Raw genomic sequence first — 19,817 nt, 5'->3', positions numbered from 1 at the left:
TTACTTTTACAAAGATTGTTTTTCAGCCATATTAAAACCAATTGTACATGCAGGTTCTTCTCGGTATTATTTTTCACTTCGTTGGCGGCTTTGCTTCCGGTAGTTTTTACATGCCTTATAAAAAGGTAAAGGGTTGGCATTGGGAAAGCTTCTGGATTGTGGGCGGTATTTTTTCCTGGTTTATTGTTCCCCCGGTGGCGGCGTATTTAACCATTCCGGGTTTTGCAGATATCATCCGCGGGGCGAGTGCAGGTACCCTTGGCATCACGTATTTGTTTGGTGTGCTGTGGGGCATTGGCGGTCTCACGTACGGGTTGGGCGTGCGTTACCTGGGTGTGTCGCTGGGCAGCAGCATCATACTGGGTTTATGTATGGTATTTGGTGCGGTGATCCCTTCTATCTACTATGATTTTTTTCCGAAGGAAGGCAAGGATACTTTTTCCATGCTGGTGCACTCCAGCTGGGGACTCACGGTGCTGGCGGGTTTGGCCGTGTGTGTACTGGCGATTGTTATTTGCGGCAAGGCGGGCATGATGAAAGAAAAACAACTGAGTGCTGCGGCTACTGATCCGCACGGGGTAGTGGTGAAGACAGAATATAAGTTTGCGCTGGGCATGCTGGTGTCGATTGTATCCGGTGTGCTGAGTGCCTGTTTTAATTTTGGTTTGGAAGCGGGTAAACCAATGGCCGAACTGGCCAACGAAATATGGAAAGCGGCGCACCCCAACCAGGGTAATTTTTTATACCAGAACAATGTTACCTATGTAGTGGTGCTGTGGGGCGGGTTGACCACCAACTTTATCTGGTGCATGATTTTAAATGCCCGTAACAAAACATTCGGCGATTATGGCAACAAAAAAACACCGTTGCTCTCCAACTATATTTTTTCTGCACTAGCAGGTACTACCTGGTTTCTGCAATTCTTTTTTTATGGCATGGGCGAGAGCAAACTCGGCAACGGCGCCAGTTCCTGGATACTGCACATGGCCTTTATTATCCTCACCGCCAACATGTGGGGACTGGTACTGAAAGAGTGGAAAGGTGTTAATCAAAAAACAACCAGGACGATTATTATCGGTATCCTTACCATCATACTATCTATATTGATAGTAGGCTATGGCAACTATTTAAAACCATGATGGTTTCAATGAAAAATAATATAATCAGCATAAGAAAATAACAAGCACTATGTCAACAACAAAACAATTTAAACATGTAAGCTATTTATGGGATGACGCAAAAGCGGCCGAACTGGCGGGGGATGAAGTAGCTTTATTGGTATACCGCTCCAACCTGCTGGGCGCCGATTTGAGGCTTACCAATTATGGTGGTGGCAATACTTCCTGCAAGGCAATCGCTAAAGACCCGCTGACGGGCAGAGATACAGAAGTAATGTGGGTAAAGGGCAGTGGCGGCGATTTGGGCACTATGAAACGCAATGGCCTTGCGGCGCTGCACATGGACCGCTTACTGAATTTAAAAAGTATTTACCGCGGCATAGAGCATGAAGATGAAATGGTGGAATTGTTTAACCATTGCATTTACGACCTGGCTTCCAAAGCGCCATCTATTGATACAGCCTTACATGGCTTTTTACCTTTCAAACACATTGATCATTTACATCCCGATGCAGCCATTGCAATTGCTGCGGCGAAGGATGGTAAACAGATCACCAAGGATTTGTTTGGCGGAAAAATTGGCTGGGTAAAATGGCAAAAGCCGGGCTTTGATTTGGGCTTGTTGTTAAAAGAATGTTTGGATGAAAACCCCGGTATCCGTGGTATTATGCTGGGCTCTCATGGTTTGTTTACCTGGGGCGATACGGCGTATGAAAGTTATATGAATACGCTGGAAGTGATTGAAACCTGTGCTCAATATTTAGAAGATAATTATGGTAAGAAAGGTCCGGTGTTTGGTGGTGCAAAAATAGCATCGTTGCCTAAAGAAGAAAGGCTTGCAAAGGCTGCTGCACTCGCTCCGATATTAAGAGGTTTTTGTTCTTCTCAAACCAAAATGATTGGTCATTTTACAGATGATGATCGTGTATTGCAATTTATTAATTCAAATGATTTGGACAGGTTGGCTCCGCTCGGTACCAGTTGCCCGGACCACTTTTTAAGAACAAAAATTTCGCCGCTGGTATTGAATTTAGGTACTGGTGAAGATGTAAGCGATACTGCTGCTGTTAAAGAAAAAATTGCGCCTTTATTTGAAGCTTACAGAAAAATGTATGCGGAATATTATAACACCTGTAAACATCCCAACAGTCCGGCAATACGCGATGCCAACCCGGTCATTATTTTGTACCCTGGTGTTGGTATGTTCAGCTTTGCAAAAGACAAACAGACCACCCGTGTGGCGTCTGAATTTTACATCAATGCCATCAACGTAATGCGTGGGGCAGAAGCGGTGAGTGAATACACATCACTGCCAAGACAGGAAGCCTTCAACATTGAATACTGGTTGCTGGAAGAAGCCAAACTGCAACGCATGCCCAAGCCAAAAGCACTGACCGGAAGGATTGCCCTGGTAACAGGAAGCGCCGGTGGTATTGGTAAAGCCATTGCAAAAAAGTTTGCAGAAGAAGGTGCTTGTGTGATCATCAATGATATTAATGAAGAGCGTTTGCAAAGTGCGATGGAAGAGTTTCAAAAATTATTTGGAAGAGATACCGCTTCAGCAACTTTGCTGGATGTTACTGACAATGCCACGATTGAAAAAGCATTTGCCGCCACAGCGCTGGCATTTGGTGGCGTGGATATTATTGTAAACAATGCCGGTATCAGCATTTCAAAATCCATCACCGATCACAGTATTGCTGATTGGGATAAGTTGTATGATATTCTGGTGAAGGGACAATTTCTTGTTTCAAAAGCGGGCACGGAGATCATGCGCAAGCAAGCCATTGGTGGCGACATCATCAATATCGTTTCTAAAAACGCGGTGGTATCCGGGCCAAACAATGCAGGCTATGGTTCTGCCAAAGCAGCACAGGCACACATGAGTCGTTTATTGGCTGCTGAACTGGGTGGCGATAAAATAAGGGTGAACACAGTGAACCCTGATGCGGTAATTGCAGACAGTAATATCTGGGCCGGTGGCTGGGCAGAAGGCCGTGCAAAAGCCTATGGCATTACGGTTGAAGAATTACCTGCCTATTATGCCAAACGCACCTTGCTGAACGAAGCTATTTTACCAGTAGATATTGCCAATGCCTGTTTTGCTTTTGTCGGCGGACTGTTGAGTAAATCGACTGGTAATGCATTGAATGTGGATGGTGGTGTGGCTGCGGGGTTTTTGAGGTAGTTGAATTGCCCTGCCCTTCAGGGCAGGGAGATAAGAGAAATTAGATTTCTATTTGGGCTTTAGCCCAAAGCTGTTCGGCTAAAGCCTGATTTTTTGTTTCTTCTTTTACACCCGCCCTGAAGGGCGGGGCAATTGAGAGGGTGGGCAATTAAACGGACGGGGCAATTAAGAAAAAGTCTTCAAAGAATAGATTTTAAAAAGAGACTTAATTTACTGGAACTATGCAACGTGTAGCATTCAAAATGAAACTCTTTAAGGGGTTTGAGGAAGAATACAAACGCCGGCATGCTGCGCTGTGGCCGGATTTGCAGGCTTTGCTTAAGCAGGCTGGCATTAAAGAGTATTCGATATTTTTAGATGAAACCACCAATGATTTAATCGGCTGCCTTACCATTGATGATGCAACCAAACTGGATGCCTTACCGGCTGAGCCGGTGATGAAAAAATGGTGGGCTTATATGGCCGATATCATGGAAACGAATGAAGATAAATCGCCCGTTAGCATACCTTTGAAAGAAGTATTTTATTTGCCCTAGGTTTATAAAAAGAGCACTGTCATATGAATACAAAAAACGGCTTTACTTTTTTTACGATGTTACTGCTGTTTGCTATCGGCAACAGTGCCCTGGCGCAGCCAGCACCTAAAAAAGCATATGAGGTGGCCGTATATTATTTCCCCAATTACCATGTGGATTCCATCAACGAACGGTGGCACGGCAAGGGCTGGACAGAATGGGATTTGGTGAAAATTTCAAGACCGAGATTTGAAGGACACCTGCAACCGAAAGTCCCCACCTGGGGTTATTTTAATGAAGCCGACCCGGTATGGGCCACCAAAGAAATTGATGCCGCAGCAGATAATGGCATTGATGTATTTATTTACGACTGGTACTGGTATGAACCCTTCGGCCAATACCTGCAGGAAGGCCTGGAGAAAGGCTTTTTAAAAGCACCCAACAACCAGCGCCTGAAATTTGCGCTGATGTGGGCCAACCATAACTGGGCGAATATTCACCCAACACCTTATACCAATTTCCAGGAAAAATTAACGGATGGAAAAGTATCTGCCTCCACCTGGAACATCATCACTGATTATATTATTGAACATTATTTTAAACAGTCCAATTACTGGAAGATAGATGGCAAACCTTATTTTTCCATCTTTGAAACAACAAACTTTATTGCCAGCTTTGGCAGTCTCGAAAAAGCAGGAGCGGCAATGCAGTTGTTTGAAGACAAGGTGAAGAAGGCAGGCTTCCCGGGTTTGCATTTTAATTGCATTGACCAGGGCTTGACAGATAATTCGGTGCAGCATGCATTGCATAATAAAGCAACTGCCGGTGATGCTTTTAAAGCATTGAAAACGGCCAGTCTAACCTCGTACAATTTTCTGTATGCATATGATCTGTCCAAGGCAGGATGGCCTACAGCCAGCTACCAGGAAGCCATTGATGCCAACAGCAGTTACTGGCCGGTGATAGGAAATAAATATCCGGGCATTGAATATTACCCCAATGTTACCATGGGCTGGGATGTAACACCGAGGCTGGTGCAGTCGGATAAATTCGATACGTTCAAAGGCTATCCATGGACACCCGTATTTAATGGTGATAATACTCCTGAAGCCTTTCAGTCGGCGCTGGTAAAAGCAAAAGCATTTGTTGATTTAAAAAATTACAAACATAAAATTGTCATCTTAAATGCCTGGAACGAATGGACGGAAGGCAGTTATTTATTGCCGGAAGAAAGAACGGGCACTAAGTATTTAGAAGCAATAAAAAATGTTTTCGGTAAACCTTAGTCTTTTAGAGATTACGAAGTTTAACGGAATTTTCTTCGACGGCCTCAGAAAAAAAGCGTTAAGAAAATTTGAATGGTTGCCGTCAAAAAATGAAATTGATGTTACAAATGTTTGGCATTGTTATTAGCCCGTAAGTTGCACAAAGGCCCGGATATATTTAACTGATTGAGCTAATTTCATTTTAGGCAAGCATTTAAATTTTTAGCTTTTTTTCTGGAGCCTTGATTTTTTTTGTTACTTTTTTTTATCAAGAAAAAAAAGTAGGTAAGCACTAACATTATTTGAACAGGCCCTGCGGCTTAAATAAATTATTTGATATTCTTTTTATAAAAAGTAAATACACACGATATGCTAATTGAAAAATACAAACTCAGTCAACACAACGAGGCTGCATTAAAAGTCCATCAGCGCAAGTTTGATTTTATTGCTTCGGAAATAAATAACACGGAAGATATTTTACAAAAACTCATCGAGTTCCAGGTCGCCATACCAAGCTGGGCGCTGGGTACAGGCGGAACCCGCTTTGGTCGCTTTCCCGGTGGCGGCGAACCGCGTAACCTGGAAGAAAAAATTGAAGATATCGGCATGCTGCATGCCTTGAATAACTCCAGCGGCGCCATCTCTTTGCACATTCCATGGGACATACCGGAAAATGCAAGTCATATAAAAGCATTGGCAGCACAGCACGGATTAAAGTTTGATGCTATGAACTCCAATACTTTCCAGGATCAGCCGGCGCAGGAGTTGAGTTATAAATATGGTTCGCTGCAAAATGTAAACAAAACCGTTCGCAAACAAGCGATCGATCATAATATTGAAGTAATAAAGTATGGTATTGAACTGGGTTCGGAATCACTCACGGTGTGGCTTGCTGATGGCAGTTGTTTTCCCGGTCAGTTGAATTTTAGAAAAGCTTTTCAGAATACACTCGAGAGCCTGGAAGAAATTTATGCAGCCTTACCCAACGGCTGGAAAATGTTTTTAGAGTATAAAGCGTTCGAGCCAAATTTTTATTCTACGACAGTAGGCGATTGGGGACAATCTTTTACCTATGTAAACAAGCTCGGCCCGAAAGCCTTTACGCTGGTGGATTTAGGCCATCACTTGCCCAATGCCAATATTGAACAGATCGTTTCACTGTTGCTGATGGAAGGCAAACTGGGTGGCTTCCATTTCAATGACTCCAAATATGGTGATGATGATTTAACGGTGGGCAGCATCAAACCATATCAACTCTTTTTAATTTTTAATGAACTGGTAGAAGGCATGGATGCCAAAGGAATGAATCACGCCAATGGCATCGGCTGGATGATTGATGCATCGCACAATGTGAAAGATCCGCTGGAAGATTTGTTGCAATCGGTAGAAGCCATTATGATCACTTATGCGCAGGCATTGCTGGTCGACAGAACTAAATTGCAGGAGGCGCAAAACAACAATGATGTAGTCACAGCACAGGAAATACTGCAGCAGGCTTTCCGCACGGATACCAGGGCACTGGTTGCAGAGGCAAGGTTAAGAAGTGGTGCGGCATTGAATCCATTAGCTGTGTACAGAGCCGAAAAAATCCGCGAAGGTCTCATTAAACAAAGGGGCTTAAAGACTGTTGCAACAGGTTTGTAAAGCCCTGGTATTCTCTGTTGAACAAATGTTGTTAAATGAATTAAAGAGCTGTACGAATAAATGGATAAACAAAACGTCATAGCAATCTTCGACATCGGCAAAACCAATAAAAAGTTATTGTTATTTGATGAACATTATCAGCTGGCGCAGGAAACAAGTAAACAGTTTGCAGAAATCAAAGATGAAGATGGCTTTGAATGCGAGGATGTACAGGCTCTGACTAAATGGATCAAAGAAGCTTTCGAAGCCTTACTACACAACGAAAAATTTAATGTCAAAGCAATCAATTTTTCCGCCTATGGTGCCAGCTTTGTTTACCTGGATGAAGCGTTGAATGTGTGCCTGCCTTTATACAATTATCTTAAGCCGTTTGATCCGCAACTACAACAACAGTTTTATGAAACTTATGGTGGAGAAAGCCTGGTGGCAAAACAAACGGCTTCCCCCGTGTTGGGTAATTTGAATTCCGGCATGCAGTTGTATCGTTTAAAATATGAAAAGCCTGCAGACTTTGCCCGCATCAAATATGCCCTGCATTTGCCGCAATACCTAAGTTTTATTTTGACCAATAAATTATGTGCAGACATCACCAGCATCGGTTGTCACACCAATTTGTGGAACTTTGAAAAGAATCAATACCATCAATGGGTACACGAAGAAAGCATAGATACCAAACTGCCGCCGGTAGTTAACGCTGATGCAATAGCAGGGTATGTAAACACTACAATCCCCGTTGGCATTGGATTACATGATAGTTCTGCCGCATTGATTCCATACCTGGCAGCCTTCCAGGAACCGTTTATTTTATTATCCACCGGTACCTGGTGCATCAGTTTAAATCCATTTAACAACGAACCGCTCAGTGAAGAAGAATTGCTCCAGGACTGTCTTTGCTATCTTACCTACCAGGGCAAAAGCGTAAAAGCCAGCAGGCTGTTTGCCGGCTACGAGCACGAGCAACAAACAAAAAGACTGGCGGAACATTTCAATCAGCCCGTTAATTATTTTACCGGCGTAGAATACAATCCTGCTTTTATTTATTACAGAACAGATCAAACAGACAATCCGCAGCCAGGCAACGCAGGCATGGTGGCAGCTTCCCATTTTGGTGAACGAACATTGACCGATTTTGATTCGTTCGAAGCAGCTTATCACCAGTTTATTTTTGATTTAATACAACAGCAGGTGCAGTCCACTAACCTGGTTTTACAGGATACTATCAAAAGAATTTTTGTAGATGGAGGCTTCAGCAAAAATGTGGTGTACATGCACCTGCTTGCAAATGCATTTCCTCACATCGAAATTTTCGCCGCTTCTGTTGCGCAGGCTTCTTCGTTGGGCGCTGCATTGGTAATGCACGCCCATTGGAACAACAAACCTTTGCCGTCTGACATTATTGAACTAAAATTGTACACCAATACCAACAATGTTTTTTTATGAAGGCAGGTCTTTTTATTCCATGTTATGTTGATCAGTTTTATCCGCAGGTAGCCATCGCAACATTGCAGTTGCTGGAAAAATTGGGCGTGGAAGTGGTTTATCCGCCCAACCAAACCTGTTGCGGGCAACCCATGGCCAATTCTGGCTTTGAACACCTCACCAAAGGTTGCGATGAACTCTTTGTAAAAAATTTTGCCAACTTGGATTATATTGTTTGCCCCTCCGGAAGTTGCACGCTGCACATCAAAGAACATTTGCACGATGAACACGATGAAGCGGCAGCAACCGGCATCCGTAAAAGAGTATACGAACTCACAGAATTTTTGGTGGATGTACTAAAGGTAGAAAAACTGGATGCCAGCTTTCCGCACAAAGTAAGCATGCACCAGAGTTGCCACGGGCAAAGGGGATTGAAGATTTCGCAGATGAGTGAGCTGGTAGCGGCACCGTTTTCAAAGCCGGGCAAATTATTGCAGATGGTAAAAGGTGTGGAACTGGTGCAGCTCAGCAGGCCGGATGAATGCTGCGGTTTCGGCGGCACCTTCTGTGTTTTTGAAGAAGCCGTAAGTGCCAAGATGGGTAAGGACAGGGTAGCGGATCACATAGATCACGGCACAGAGTTTATCACCGCCGCCGACATGAGTTGTCTCATGCATATGGAAGGCATTTTAAAAAGACAAAAAAGCAAGGTAGAGGTGAAGCATATTGCGGAGATTTTGAACAGCCAGTTGTGATTGGTGAATTGTGAGTGGTGAATTGTGAATTTTTGAAGCAGATAATTTTGTTTTTTTGTCCGGGCTGAGAAGCTTTGTGGTACTTCATTGGCGTCGCACTCTTGTACATTTTTTCATTGCTGAACTTTTACCAAAGCGAAGTAGAGTAACCGGAACAGTGAAAGCTTTTCAAGTTAGCAGACAACCAATTTTGACTTTTGAATTTTGACTTTTGATTTAAAAAAGATGGAGCACAACAATAAAGATCATGCAACACTCGCAGCCGCATTCAATGTGGATGAAGCAAGGGTTGACTGGCATGATGAAACATTATGGTTTGTAAGGCAAAAGCGGGATAAGGCCGTACACATTGTGCCCGAATGGGAAGCCCTGAGGGAAACCGCATCGCAAATAAAAAATAATGTGCTGAGTAACTTACATGATTACCTGCTGCAATTTGAAAAAAATGCGCAGCAAAACGGCATCACTGTACATTGGGCTGCAGATGACAAAGAACACAACCAGATTGTGCATTCTATTTTACAACAAAATAACATTAACCGGATAGTTAAAAGCAAATCCATGTTGACGGAAGAATGCCATCTAAATAATTATTTAAAATCAGTGGGCGTTGATGTGGTGGACACGGATTTAGGCGAGCGCATCGTGCAACTGGCAGACGAAGCACCCAGCCATATTGTATTGCCCTGTATCCATTGGAAAAAAGAAGAGATAGGTGAACTATTTCATCAATACCTCGGCACGCCGAAAGGCAATGCAGATCCGCAATTTTTAACAGGTGCTGCAAGAGAACATTTAAGAGAAAAATTTTTAACCCGGCGTGCTGCCATCACAGGCGTAAACTTTGCCGTAGCAGAAACAGGGGAGTTTGTGGTGTGTACCAATGAAGGCAATGCCGACATGGGCGCCCACCTGGCAGATGTACACATTGCCTGTATGGGCATTGAAAAAATTATTCCGCTGCAAAAGCACCTTGGTGTGTTCCTGCGCCTTCTTACCAGGAGCGCAACGGGTCAGCCGATTACTACCTACAGCAGTCATTTCCTGCAACCTCGCAAAGGCCAGACGTTGCACATCGTGATAGTTGACAATGGCCGCAGCAGGCAATTGGGTCGGGAAGATTTTCGCAACTCATTAAAGTGTATTCGTTGTGCGGCTTGTTTCAATACCTGCCCGGTATACAGAAGAAGCGGCGGTCATAGTTACCACACCGCCATTGCCGGGCCCATTGGTTCCATATTAGCGCCTAACCTGGATATGAAGGACTATGCAGACCTTCCGTTTGCCTCTACCTTATGTGGCAGCTGCAGCAATGTATGCCCTGTGAAAATTGATATTCATCAACAGTTATATAAATGGCGACAGGTGCTGGTGAAAGATGGTTATGCACCCACCGCAAAAAAAATCGCCATGCAGGGTATGGCTTCAACCCTGGCCAGTCCTGGTATTTACAGGTTCGCAGGTAAAATGGGCCGCTGGGTAATCAAACACTTTCCCTTTATGGTAAATAATAAATTGAATGCCTGGTATAAACACAGGGATATGCCGGCACCGCCAAAAGAATCTTTTGGGGAATGGTATAAAAAGAACAGGGAAAAAAAGGGATAGAAAAATATGAGCAGCAGAGAAAAAATATTATCCGGTATAAAAGCAAATCAGCCTTCTCTAATTGCGTTGCCTGACGTGGAAAATTTCGTGCAGCCATTTGCTGACGTGGTTGAAAAATTTAAAACGGTATTGAAGGCGATTGGTGGCAATGTGCATGCCGTACAAAACGTGGCAGCTATCATAGAAGTGTTGAAAGCACAATTTGCAGATGCGTCCAGGATTATTTCCGTTCTTCCGGAACTGAACGACTATGCCACATTGTATCAGCAGGGTGATGATCCGCATTTATTGAATGATGTAGATGTAGCCATCATCAAAGCACATTTCGGTGTGGCCGAAAACGGCGCTGTATGGGTTACTGAAGCCATACTGCAGGAAAGAGTCCTGCCATTTATCTGCCAGCACCTGGTGGCAATCATCGACAAAAATACTATTGTACCCACCATGCACCAGGCATATGAACAAATAGCCGGAACAAGCTATGGCTTCGGAACCTTTATTGCCGGCCCATCTAAAACGGCTGACATTGAGCAATCATTGGTGTTGGGCGCCCATGGTCCTAAAACTATGACTGTGTTTATTTTAGCGTAGGAACAGATAAAATATATGCAGCGTTTATGCATGTCAAACTAAAACAAAAAACTATCTTTAAATCAGGAAGCATGGCTTGCTGATTTCACTTTTCTTTCATCACACTTAGTGATCACTAACGCAGCAGCCCTCGCTCTCTTTTGCTTGTATCAATCATTGTAACCGAACTTTTTAATAGGTTCAAATTGAAATTAACGCTGTATGAAAAGTATACTCACACAAATTGCTGAAAAGAACAAAGTACTTGAAACGCAGGAAGCCCTGCATACCCAATCAGAAATCGACCATCCATCTACAAAAAAAGACAGGCGTAATTTTTTAAAGAAAACAGCCATCGGCGGTATATCATTGGCTGGAATGATGGGCCTGCCCATCGCTGATACCATTGCCCAAACCACAGCCAAAGTAAGCCGGTCATCCAGTCCGTCTGATTTGAAAATTACGGACCTCCGGTATTGTCTTACCACAGTGTTAGGAGGTACGGCCATCATCCGCATTGATACCAACCAGGGCATTTATGGATTGGGAGAAGTAAGGGATGGCGCCGATCCCCGGTATGCATTGATGCTAAAAAGTCGTATCCTCGGGTTGAATCCATGTAATGTTGAAATGATATTTAAAACCGTCAAACAATTTGGCGGGCAGTCACGCCAGGCGGGTGGTGTATGCGGAGTAGAAATGGCGTTGTGGGATATTTGCGGCAAAGCATTGAACGTGCCGGCATGGCAATTATTGGGTGGCAGATATCGCGATAAAATAAGATTGTACGCAGATACACCGGAAGCCAATTCAAGAGAAGAACAAATCAAACTGATTAAATACCGCACGGAAGAGCAGGGCTATACCTGGCTTAAAATGGATGTATCCATTGATGAATTGAAAGACATTCCGGGCACATTGGTAAATCAAAAATTCTGGCAGGATAAGGGCAGCCTTAAACAGTGGCAGGGTGATTTTATGTCGTATGCCAATACACTGCATCCGTTTACACAAATACAGATTACCGAAAAGGGGCTGGAGGAACTGGCCAAAATTGTAGAGAATGTAAGAGGCATGGTAGGATATGACATTCCGCTTTCTACAGATCACTATGGCCATTTTGATTTGAACAATGGTATACGCCTGGGAAGGGCGCTGGAAAAATATCGTCTTGCCTGGATGGAAGACATCGTTTCCTGGCAACTGACCGATCAATGGAAAACCATGTCTGATGCCTTAGAGACACCGTTGCTTACAGGCGAAGACATTTATTTACTAAAGAATTTTAAACCATTGATAGACATCCACGCGGTGGATATCATTCATCCTGATCTGTCAACCTCCGGCGGTTTACTGGAGACCAAACGCATCGGCGATTATGCGGAAGAGCATGGCGTTGCCATGGCCATGCACCAGGCAGGAACGCCCATTTCGTTTATGGCCAATGTACATTGCGCTGCTGCCACCCAAAACTTTTTGGCGCTCGAACATCATTCTATCGACTTGCCCTGGTGGGAGAGTTTGGTAAAAACAACAGACGGCCGTCAGCTGATTACAAAAGGTTTTGCCAATGTGCCGCTGTCTGCGCCAGGCCTGGGTATTGAGCTGAATGAAGAAGTTGTAAAAAAACATTTGCATCCAAAAGATCAAAGTTTTTTTGCACCGACAACTGAGTGGAATGAGCTGCGTTCGCATGACAGGCTGTTTAGTTAGGTGGGGAGAGGTGAGTAGTGAGTGGTGAATGGTGAATTGTGAACAACGCAAAACAATTCCTCATTACTGATTATTTACTATTGACATTTCAAGATAAAGGCTCTCCACTCACTACTCACAACTGACCACTCACCTGAACGGCCTGCCGCAATTATCATAGCCAACAAATTATTTATCCTCAACTTTAAAAATGTATGATCACTAAAAAAATAGCTTTACTCATTGCGTTTGTGTTTTTTAGCACTTATATAAATGCCCAGCAAATCGGCGCTTCGCCTGAATATGTAAAGGCACTTACCGCCCAATGGAAAGGAGAACGCTTTGCCGATGGTCGCCCGAAGGTTGCTGACATTTACCTGGAACGTTTGCAGGAAGCTACACTGGAACAGATCTGGGGCTTTTTGGGTAACAAAGGATTTCGCAACCAGGTAGAAAAAGACTGGATCATTCTAAAGCCGGGTGAAACCATGGTGGGCAGGGTAGTGACAGCGCAGTTCATGCCTTCCAGGCCCGACCTTGATTCGCTGGTGAAACAAACCGGCAGGGCAGAAGGCCGCTCGCAAAAAGGTGGCATCAATATCTGGCCCATTGATATTTTAACCAAGGGAGATATATATGTAGCGGATGGTTTTGGAAAAGTAAAAGATGGTACGCTGATAGGGTCAAGCCTGGGCAATGCGATTGTGGGCAAAACCGGTAAGGGTGTTATCTTTTACGGATCTGTAAGAGATATGCAGGAACTGAAAGATACCAAAGGGTTTAATGCATGGGTTAAAGGACATGATCCGTCTTACATCAAAGACATGACGCCCACCTCTATCAATGCACCCATTCGCATTGGCCAGGTAACGGTGTTTCCGGGTGATGTAGTATTTGCCAATGAATATGGCGTCGTTTTCATTCCTGCATTCCTGGTAGAAGAGCTTGTGCATGATGCTGAACTGACCGGCTTAAGAGATGAGTTTGAAAGATTGTTGTTGCAACAAAATAAATATCCCAGCGGGCAAATTCATGGCGATTGGAATGATGCCATAAAAAATGAATTCCGGGCCTGGTTTGCTAAATATCCTAAGAAGCTCGCGATTACTTCAAAAGATATTGAGGCCTATCTTGAAAAAGAGGGACATTGATTTTAACATGACTTACCCCAATGATTTTGTAAAAATTGAATAATGAAATTAATCACCGCTGTTGTTGTATTTCTTTTTATAAGCGTTTGCTGTAACAACATTTTGATGGCACAAACCATGTCTAAAGAAGAATTGATTTTTCTTACTTCAGAATGGAAGGGAGAGCGCTTTGCAGACGGACGGCCGAAAGTTGCAGATGATTTGCTGGAAAGAGCAAAGCACATCAATATTGATGATGCCTGGACCGTATTAAAAAACGAAGGTTATGTGAACCAGTTTGAAGGTGGATGGAAGATGGTTAAAGAGGATGTACCTGTCATCGGCAGAGCCGTAACGGCTATGTTTATGCCCAGCCGGCCAGATGTGGAAAAGAATATCAAAGCACGGGGAATCAGCCGGGATGGAAGAAAAGGAAATACCAATTCGTGGCCTATTGAAACACTGGTAAAAGGAGACGTATATGTGGCAGATGGTTTTGGAAAGATTGGTGGCGGTACTTTGATGGGCTCCACGCTGGCCACTTCTATTTTTAGTAAATCAGGAAACGGTGTGATTTTTAATGGCGCCGCAAGAGACTTGCAGGAAATAAAAGAGATGGATGGTTTTAACGCATTTGTACGTGATTTTCATCCTTCATTTTTAGAAGAAATGGTGCTGATGGGATTGAATACACCTATCCGTCTCGGTAACGTTATGGTATTGCCGGGCGACCTTGTTATTGCAAGGGGAGAGGGTGTATTGTTTGTTCCGGCACATTTGGCAGAACAGGTAATTAGTACCGCAGAGTTTGTTATCCGTAAAGATAAATTTGGTTTTGAAATGGTGAAAACAAAACGCTATTCCACCGGGCAGGTAGACAGCCAGTGGACGGATGAGATAAAAGCGGAATTTTTAAAATGGCTTGATCTGCATCCTGAACTGGGTAAAATGACAAAGGCAGAACTGGATAAATTAATGAGCAAAAGAACCTGGTAATTTGCAGCCGGTTAAATAAAGTAAATTTTGAAGTAAAATAAAATGATACTTACCTGCTGATGGAAAATACAATCGCAAAGCGCAGATGGATCCGGTTAATTCCCGTTGCTTTTATTACCTATAGTCTTGCCTATCTTGACCGTGCCAATTTTGGCTTTGCCACAGCAGGCGGCATGGGCAAAGACCTTCATATCACCGCCGCTACTTCTTCCTTGCTGGGTTCCTTGTTTTTCCTGGGGTATTTCTTTTTTCAGATTCCCGGGGCCTTGTACGCCGCCAATCAAAGTGCCAGGAAATTAATTTTCTGGTCATTGATATTGTGGGGCGGGCTGGCTACCGCAACCGGTCTTATCAGCAATGTAAATGCACTGATCGTAATCCGTTTTATGCTGGGTGTTGTGGAGAGTGCCGTGATGCCGGCAATGCTGATTTTTTTAAGCCGGTGGTTTACAAAAACCGAACGTTCCAAAGCCAATACTTTTTTAATTTTAGGCAACCCGGTAACCATACTATGGATGTCTGTTTTATCCGGCTATTTAATAAGGTCGGCCGGCTGGCGGTGGATGTTTATCCTGGAAGGATTGCCTGCTATCATCTGGGCTTTTTTCTGGTGGCGGCTGGTAAATGATCAGCCTGCCGATGCCAAATGGCTAACAGGAGGCGAAAAAGAAGCACTGGCCGGGCAGTTGCTGCTGGAGCAGGCGGACATCAAACCGGTTAAAAATTATGCCGCGGCGTTTCGTTCCAAGACGGTGATTTTACTTTGCCTGCAATACGCCTGCTGGAGTATTGGTGTATATGGTTTTGTGATGTGGCTGCCTTCCATTATCAACGCAGCACCCAACAGCAATATCGTTCATACCGGATGGCTTTCTGCCGTACCTTACCTGCTTGCTATCATCAGCATGCTGGCGACATCTTATTTTTCCGACAAAACACTTCGAAGGAAAATTTTCGTATGGCCGTTTCTGTTAGTTGGTGCCATTGCTTTTTATGGTTCTTACCTGGTAGGCCCAAATCATTTTTGGATATCCTTTATTTTACTGATCATCGCCGGCGGTGCAATGTATGCACCATACGGGCCTTTCTTTGCCATCATTACAGAAATTTTGCCGGGGAATGTTGCAGGCGGAGCCATTGCTTTAATCAACAGTTTCGGTGCACTGGGATCCTTTGCAGGAGCTTATTTGGTTGGATACCTCAATGGAAAGACAGGCAGTTTTAATGCGTCGTATATTTTTATGGCAGGCTCTTTATTGCTGGCAGCCGTATTAACACTTGTAGCTGTCAGGAACAAAAAAGTGTAAACACGTCAAACCGGCATCGTTAGGCGATGCGTTGCGGTTCTAATTTATTGTCAATAAATATATCCAGCAGGTTGAGTACAAAATTCAGTTTGCTTTTATCGATGGTATCCAGTAGCCTGGCCTTGTCGATAAAAGGCTCATCCCGCCTGTCATTGGATGTTAACGGCAGCAAAAAAACCTCTACCGGAACTTTAAATATTACTGCCAGTTTTTCCAGCATGGATAATGGCAGATCAACGTGCCCGTTTTCAATAAGGGAAAGTTCTTTTGTTTTGATGCCCAGTTGAATTGCCAGGTCTTTTTGTAAAATGTTTTTTTTCTTTCGCAGTTCAATAATATTTTGGGCAACCAGGTTTTGTAAGCCCCTTGTTTTAATCTTATGCATACAACCGCTTTAAGCAGATAAATAATGAAGTTTTTTTTTGTAACAAAAAATAATGCAGGATGAAACAATAGCGTTTCATCCTGCAAAGAATATTAATCCATTTCCTGGCCTAATTTTCTATATCCCAAATAAAAGAACAATGGAAACACCAGCAGCGTGAGTACAGTAGCGGTAATCAAACCTCCAATTACCACTATGGCCAACGGCTTGGATGTTTCAGAACCAATGCCATGCGACAAGGCAGCTGGCATCAGTCCAATTGCAGCCATCAGTGCCGTCATCACAACCGGTCTTACCCTTGTTTTTACACCCTCAATAATGGCGGTTTCCAGTGAGTGATGGGTGAACTCACTTTTTTTAATTTTTTGCAGGTTGTTTTTAAATACCGTAATGAGAATTACACCATTCTGTATACAAATACCAAACAATGCAATAAAGCCTATACCCGCTGAGATGCTGAAATTAGTTCCGGTTACCAACAAGGCGGCAATACCGCCGATGATGGCAAAAGGTACATTTAACAATACCATGCCAGCATCTTTTACATTGCCAAACATGATAAACAATATTAAAAATATCAGCAACAAACTGATGGGCACTACCTGCCCCAGACGTTTGGTAGCTCTTTGCTGGTTTTCAAAATCGCCCGCCCACTGCATTTCATATCCCTTATCCAGGTGAACTGCTTTATCTACTTTTTGCTGCGCTTCCGCAATCGTACTGCCCATATCGCGGCCACGAACAGAAAACTTCACCGCACTGTATCTGCGGTTATCATCCCTGAAAATAATACTGGGGCCGGTAAGGCGCTGAATGGTAGCGATACTTTTAATTGGAATCTGTGATCCGCGAAGGGTAGGGACCATCAAATTACTGATGGCTTCTGCATTGTCGCGGTAGCCTTCTTTATACCGCAGCCGTAGCTGAAACTTTTTTTCACCTTCATAAATTTGCGAGATGGCTTTTCCGCCAATCGCCATTTCTATGATTGCATTGGCATCTGCCGTGGTTACACCGTACAAGGCCATTTTATTCTGGTCAAGATCTATCCTCAGTTCCGGCTGGCCAATGTTCCTTATTACACCCAAATCTTCAACCCCTTTTATGTCTTTCATTACAGCGAATACTTCGTTGGCTTTTTGTTCGGTATAAGATAAGGTGTCACCATAAATTTTCACTACCAGTGAGCCTTTTACACCTGAAACGGCTTCTTCCACATTGTCCATGATGGGCTGCGAAAAGTTTAAATCAATACCAGGGAATACCGCGAGTTTTCTTTGCATTTCATCCACCAGCTGCTCTTTTGAAAGGCCGCTTTTCCATTGCTTTTTAGGATAGATGTCTACGTGAAATTCAATGTTGTAAAAGCCGGTAGCATCGGTTCCGTCATTAGGCCGGCCGGTTTGCGACATCACCTGTTTTACTTCCGGAAACTGGCGGATCAGCGCACGCATCTTATTGGCAATATCCCGGGAATCATCGAGCGAAACACTTAAAGGGCAAGTGGCTCTTATGTAGATAGCTCCTTCATCCAGTTCAGGTAAAAATTCTGTACCAAGAAATTTAAAGAAGAATAAACCTACTACCACCAATGCACCGCCAATAAGTAACGTGATGCGCTTATGATGATAGGTCCAGGAAAACATTTTCATGATACCGTTCGTCAAAGCTTCTGTGAAAGGATTGTGTTTTTCCTTTACGTTTTTGCGTAACAAAATACTGCTCAGCAATGGCACGAGTGTGAGTGTTAGCAGCAGTGCTCCCAGTAATGCAAAACCAAGTGTCCAGGCCAGCGGCGAAAACATTTTGCCTTCTACCTTCTGGAATGAAAAAATGGGTAACAACGCAGCGATTATAATCAGCTTGCTGAAGAAGATGGCTTTCCCCAATTCGCCGCCTGTATTTTTTATAATACCCAGTTTAGACAACAGGTTGAAACGTTTCATTCCGACATCATGTGCCTTGCGATCCAGTATTACAAAAATACCTTCCACCATTACTACAGCTCCGTCGATGATGATACCAAAGTCAATCGCTCCCATGGAAAGCAGGTTGGCGCTCATTCCTTTTAAGGTTAAACAAATGAATGCAAACAGCAGGGCCAGCGGTATAACAATCGCCACTATAACAGTCGTTCGCCAGTCCGCCATGAAAAGAAACACAATTACGGTCACGAAAATGATCCCTTCCAGCATATTGTGCAGCACTGTTTCTGTAGCAAAATCAATCAGGTCGTTGCGGTTGTAAAATGTATTGATTTTAACATCAGCCGGCAGTATCTTTTCGTTCAGGTAAGTAATTTTAGCCTGTACCCGTTTGATGACTTCACTGGGATTTTCTCCTTTGCGCATCACAATGATGCCCTCTACCACATCATTTTGTGCATCCCTGCCTACCTGGCCCAAACGGGGCAGTTGCGAAATGTCTACATCTGCTACATCCTTTACCAGTATGGGAGTTCCGTTAATATTGGTGACAATAATATTGCCGATTTCTTCCACGTTATTGAGTAATCCAATACCCCTTACAACATAAGACTGAGAATTGTCTACTATCACATCGCCGCCTACATTAATATTACTTTTTGCAGCGGCCGTGTATACATCCAGCGGTGTGATGTTATAAGATGCCAGCTTTAACGGATTCACTTTTATTTCATAGGTTTTCACTTCACCGCCAAAACTTACTACGTCACCCACACCGGGTACGCCGAGAAACTGCCGTTCAATCACCCAGTCCTGCAGTGTCTTCAATTCTTTTACTGTTTTGGAATTGCTGGTTAATGTATAACGAAATATCTCACCGGTTGGTCCGGTAGGGGGCTGTATATTAGGGGATGCATTTTCAGGCAGATCAATATCTCTCAGCATATTGTTTACCTGTTGCCTGGCGAAGGCATCATCTACATCATCTTCAAAAATTATTTTTACAACAGACAATCCAAAAACGGTGGTGGAACGCACCGATGTTTTTTTCTGGATCGGGTTCATGGCTACTTCAATCGGTATGGTAACAAATTTTTCCACTTCTTCACCGCTGCGGCCCGGCCACTGTGTGATGATAGTGATCTGAGTATTGGTAACATCCGGAAAAGCTTCTATCGGAATATTTCTGAAAGAAATAACGCCCCATATGATTAATACGATGGTAGCAAAGAATATAAACAGCTTATTCTTTAAAGAAAAAGCGATGACTTTTTTGATAGCTTTAAACATAGTGTGGTTG

At 43.6% G+C, this 19,817-nt stretch carries 15 protein-coding genes; 13 read left to right on the top strand and 2 right to left on the bottom strand.

Annotation, left to right across the window (positions count from 1 at the left end):
- Positions 1 to 47 precede the first annotated feature (47 nt).
- The 13 genes from rhaT (at position 48) to QWZ08_RS16185 (ending at position 16,207) form a co-directional block, all read left to right on the top strand.
- Complete coding sequence (rhaT, locus tag QWZ08_RS16245) at positions 48 to 1,139, top strand: L-rhamnose/proton symporter RhaT (protein WP_290338541.1); 1,092 nt, start codon at positions 48 to 50, stop codon at positions 1,137 to 1,139.
- Positions 1,140 to 1,188: 49 nt separating this feature from the next.
- Positions 1,189 to 3,306 carry a bifunctional aldolase/short-chain dehydrogenase gene (locus QWZ08_RS16240; RefSeq protein WP_290338540.1) on the top strand — a complete coding sequence of 706 codons (2,118 nt, stop codon included), beginning with the start codon at positions 1,189 to 1,191 and terminating at the stop codon, positions 3,304 to 3,306.
- A 221-nt stretch (positions 3,307 to 3,527) separates the two neighbouring features.
- Complete coding sequence (rhaM, locus tag QWZ08_RS16235) at positions 3,528 to 3,842, top strand: L-rhamnose mutarotase (RefSeq protein ID WP_290338539.1); 315 nt, start codon at positions 3,528 to 3,530, stop codon at positions 3,840 to 3,842.
- 23 nt (positions 3,843 to 3,865) lie between these two features.
- Complete coding sequence (locus QWZ08_RS16230; RefSeq protein WP_290338538.1) at positions 3,866 to 5,107, top strand: glycoside hydrolase family 99-like domain-containing protein; 1,242 nt, start codon at positions 3,866 to 3,868, stop codon at positions 5,105 to 5,107.
- Between the two features lie 348 nt (positions 5,108 to 5,455).
- Complete coding sequence (locus tag QWZ08_RS16225; protein WP_290338537.1) at positions 5,456 to 6,730, top strand: sugar isomerase; 1,275 nt, start codon at positions 5,456 to 5,458, stop codon at positions 6,728 to 6,730.
- 60 nt (positions 6,731 to 6,790) lie between these two features.
- On the top strand, positions 6,791 to 8,170 hold the full coding sequence (locus QWZ08_RS16220; RefSeq protein WP_290338536.1) for an FGGY-family carbohydrate kinase: 1,380 nt from the start codon (positions 6,791 to 6,793) through the stop codon (positions 8,168 to 8,170).
- Positions 8,167 to 8,904, top strand: coding sequence for a (Fe-S)-binding protein (locus QWZ08_RS16215; RefSeq protein ID WP_290338535.1), 738 nt, complete (start codon positions 8,167 to 8,169; stop codon positions 8,902 to 8,904). The genes QWZ08_RS16220 and QWZ08_RS16215 overlap by 4 nt, the downstream gene beginning before the upstream one ends.
- 225 nt (positions 8,905 to 9,129) lie before the next feature.
- Positions 9,130 to 10,512 (top strand): lactate utilization protein B, encoded by a 1,383-nt coding sequence (locus QWZ08_RS16210; protein WP_290338534.1) that lies wholly within the window; start codon positions 9,130 to 9,132, stop codon positions 10,510 to 10,512.
- 6 nt (positions 10,513 to 10,518) lie between these two features.
- A complete protein-coding gene (locus QWZ08_RS16205; RefSeq protein ID WP_290338533.1) occupies positions 10,519 to 11,103 on the top strand; it encodes a LutC/YkgG family protein in 585 nt (194 codons plus the stop codon).
- 201 nt (positions 11,104 to 11,304) lie between these two features.
- Positions 11,305 to 12,795 carry a mandelate racemase/muconate lactonizing enzyme family protein gene (locus QWZ08_RS16200; RefSeq protein ID WP_290338532.1) on the top strand — a complete coding sequence of 497 codons (1,491 nt, stop codon included), beginning with the start codon at positions 11,305 to 11,307 and terminating at the stop codon, positions 12,793 to 12,795.
- A gap of 194 nt (positions 12,796 to 12,989) precedes the next feature.
- Positions 12,990 to 13,925, top strand: a complete 936-nt coding sequence (locus QWZ08_RS16195; protein WP_290338531.1) for an RraA family protein — start codon at positions 12,990 to 12,992, stop codon at positions 13,923 to 13,925.
- 42 nt (positions 13,926 to 13,967) lie between these two features.
- A complete protein-coding gene (locus QWZ08_RS16190; RefSeq protein ID WP_290338530.1) occupies positions 13,968 to 14,900 on the top strand; it encodes an RraA family protein in 933 nt (310 codons plus the stop codon).
- A 59-nt stretch (positions 14,901 to 14,959) separates the two neighbouring features.
- Entirely contained in the window at positions 14,960 to 16,207 is a 1,248-nt protein-coding gene (locus QWZ08_RS16185; RefSeq protein WP_290338529.1) for an MFS transporter, read from the top strand.
- A gap of 19 nt (positions 16,208 to 16,226) precedes the next feature.
- On the opposite strand, the gene QWZ08_RS16180 is transcribed toward QWZ08_RS16185, so the two are convergent.
- Positions 16,227 to 16,592: a helix-turn-helix domain-containing protein gene (locus QWZ08_RS16180; protein ID WP_290338527.1), complete on the bottom strand. Its 366-nt coding sequence runs from the start codon at positions 16,590 to 16,592 to the stop codon at positions 16,227 to 16,229.
- 92 nt (positions 16,593 to 16,684) lie between these two features.
- Positions 16,685 to 19,807 carry an efflux RND transporter permease subunit gene (locus tag QWZ08_RS16175; protein ID WP_290338526.1) on the bottom strand — a complete coding sequence of 1,041 codons (3,123 nt, stop codon included), beginning with the start codon at positions 19,805 to 19,807 and terminating at the stop codon, positions 16,685 to 16,687.
- Positions 19,808 to 19,817: the final 10 nt, after the last annotated feature.

The organism is Ferruginibacter paludis (assembly GCF_030409685.1).
GTDB lineage: Bacteria > Bacteroidota > Bacteroidia > Chitinophagales > Chitinophagaceae > Ferruginibacter > Ferruginibacter paludis.
Note: the sequence above shows the minus strand (reverse complement) of the source record. Positions and strands in the feature narration are given on the sequence as shown.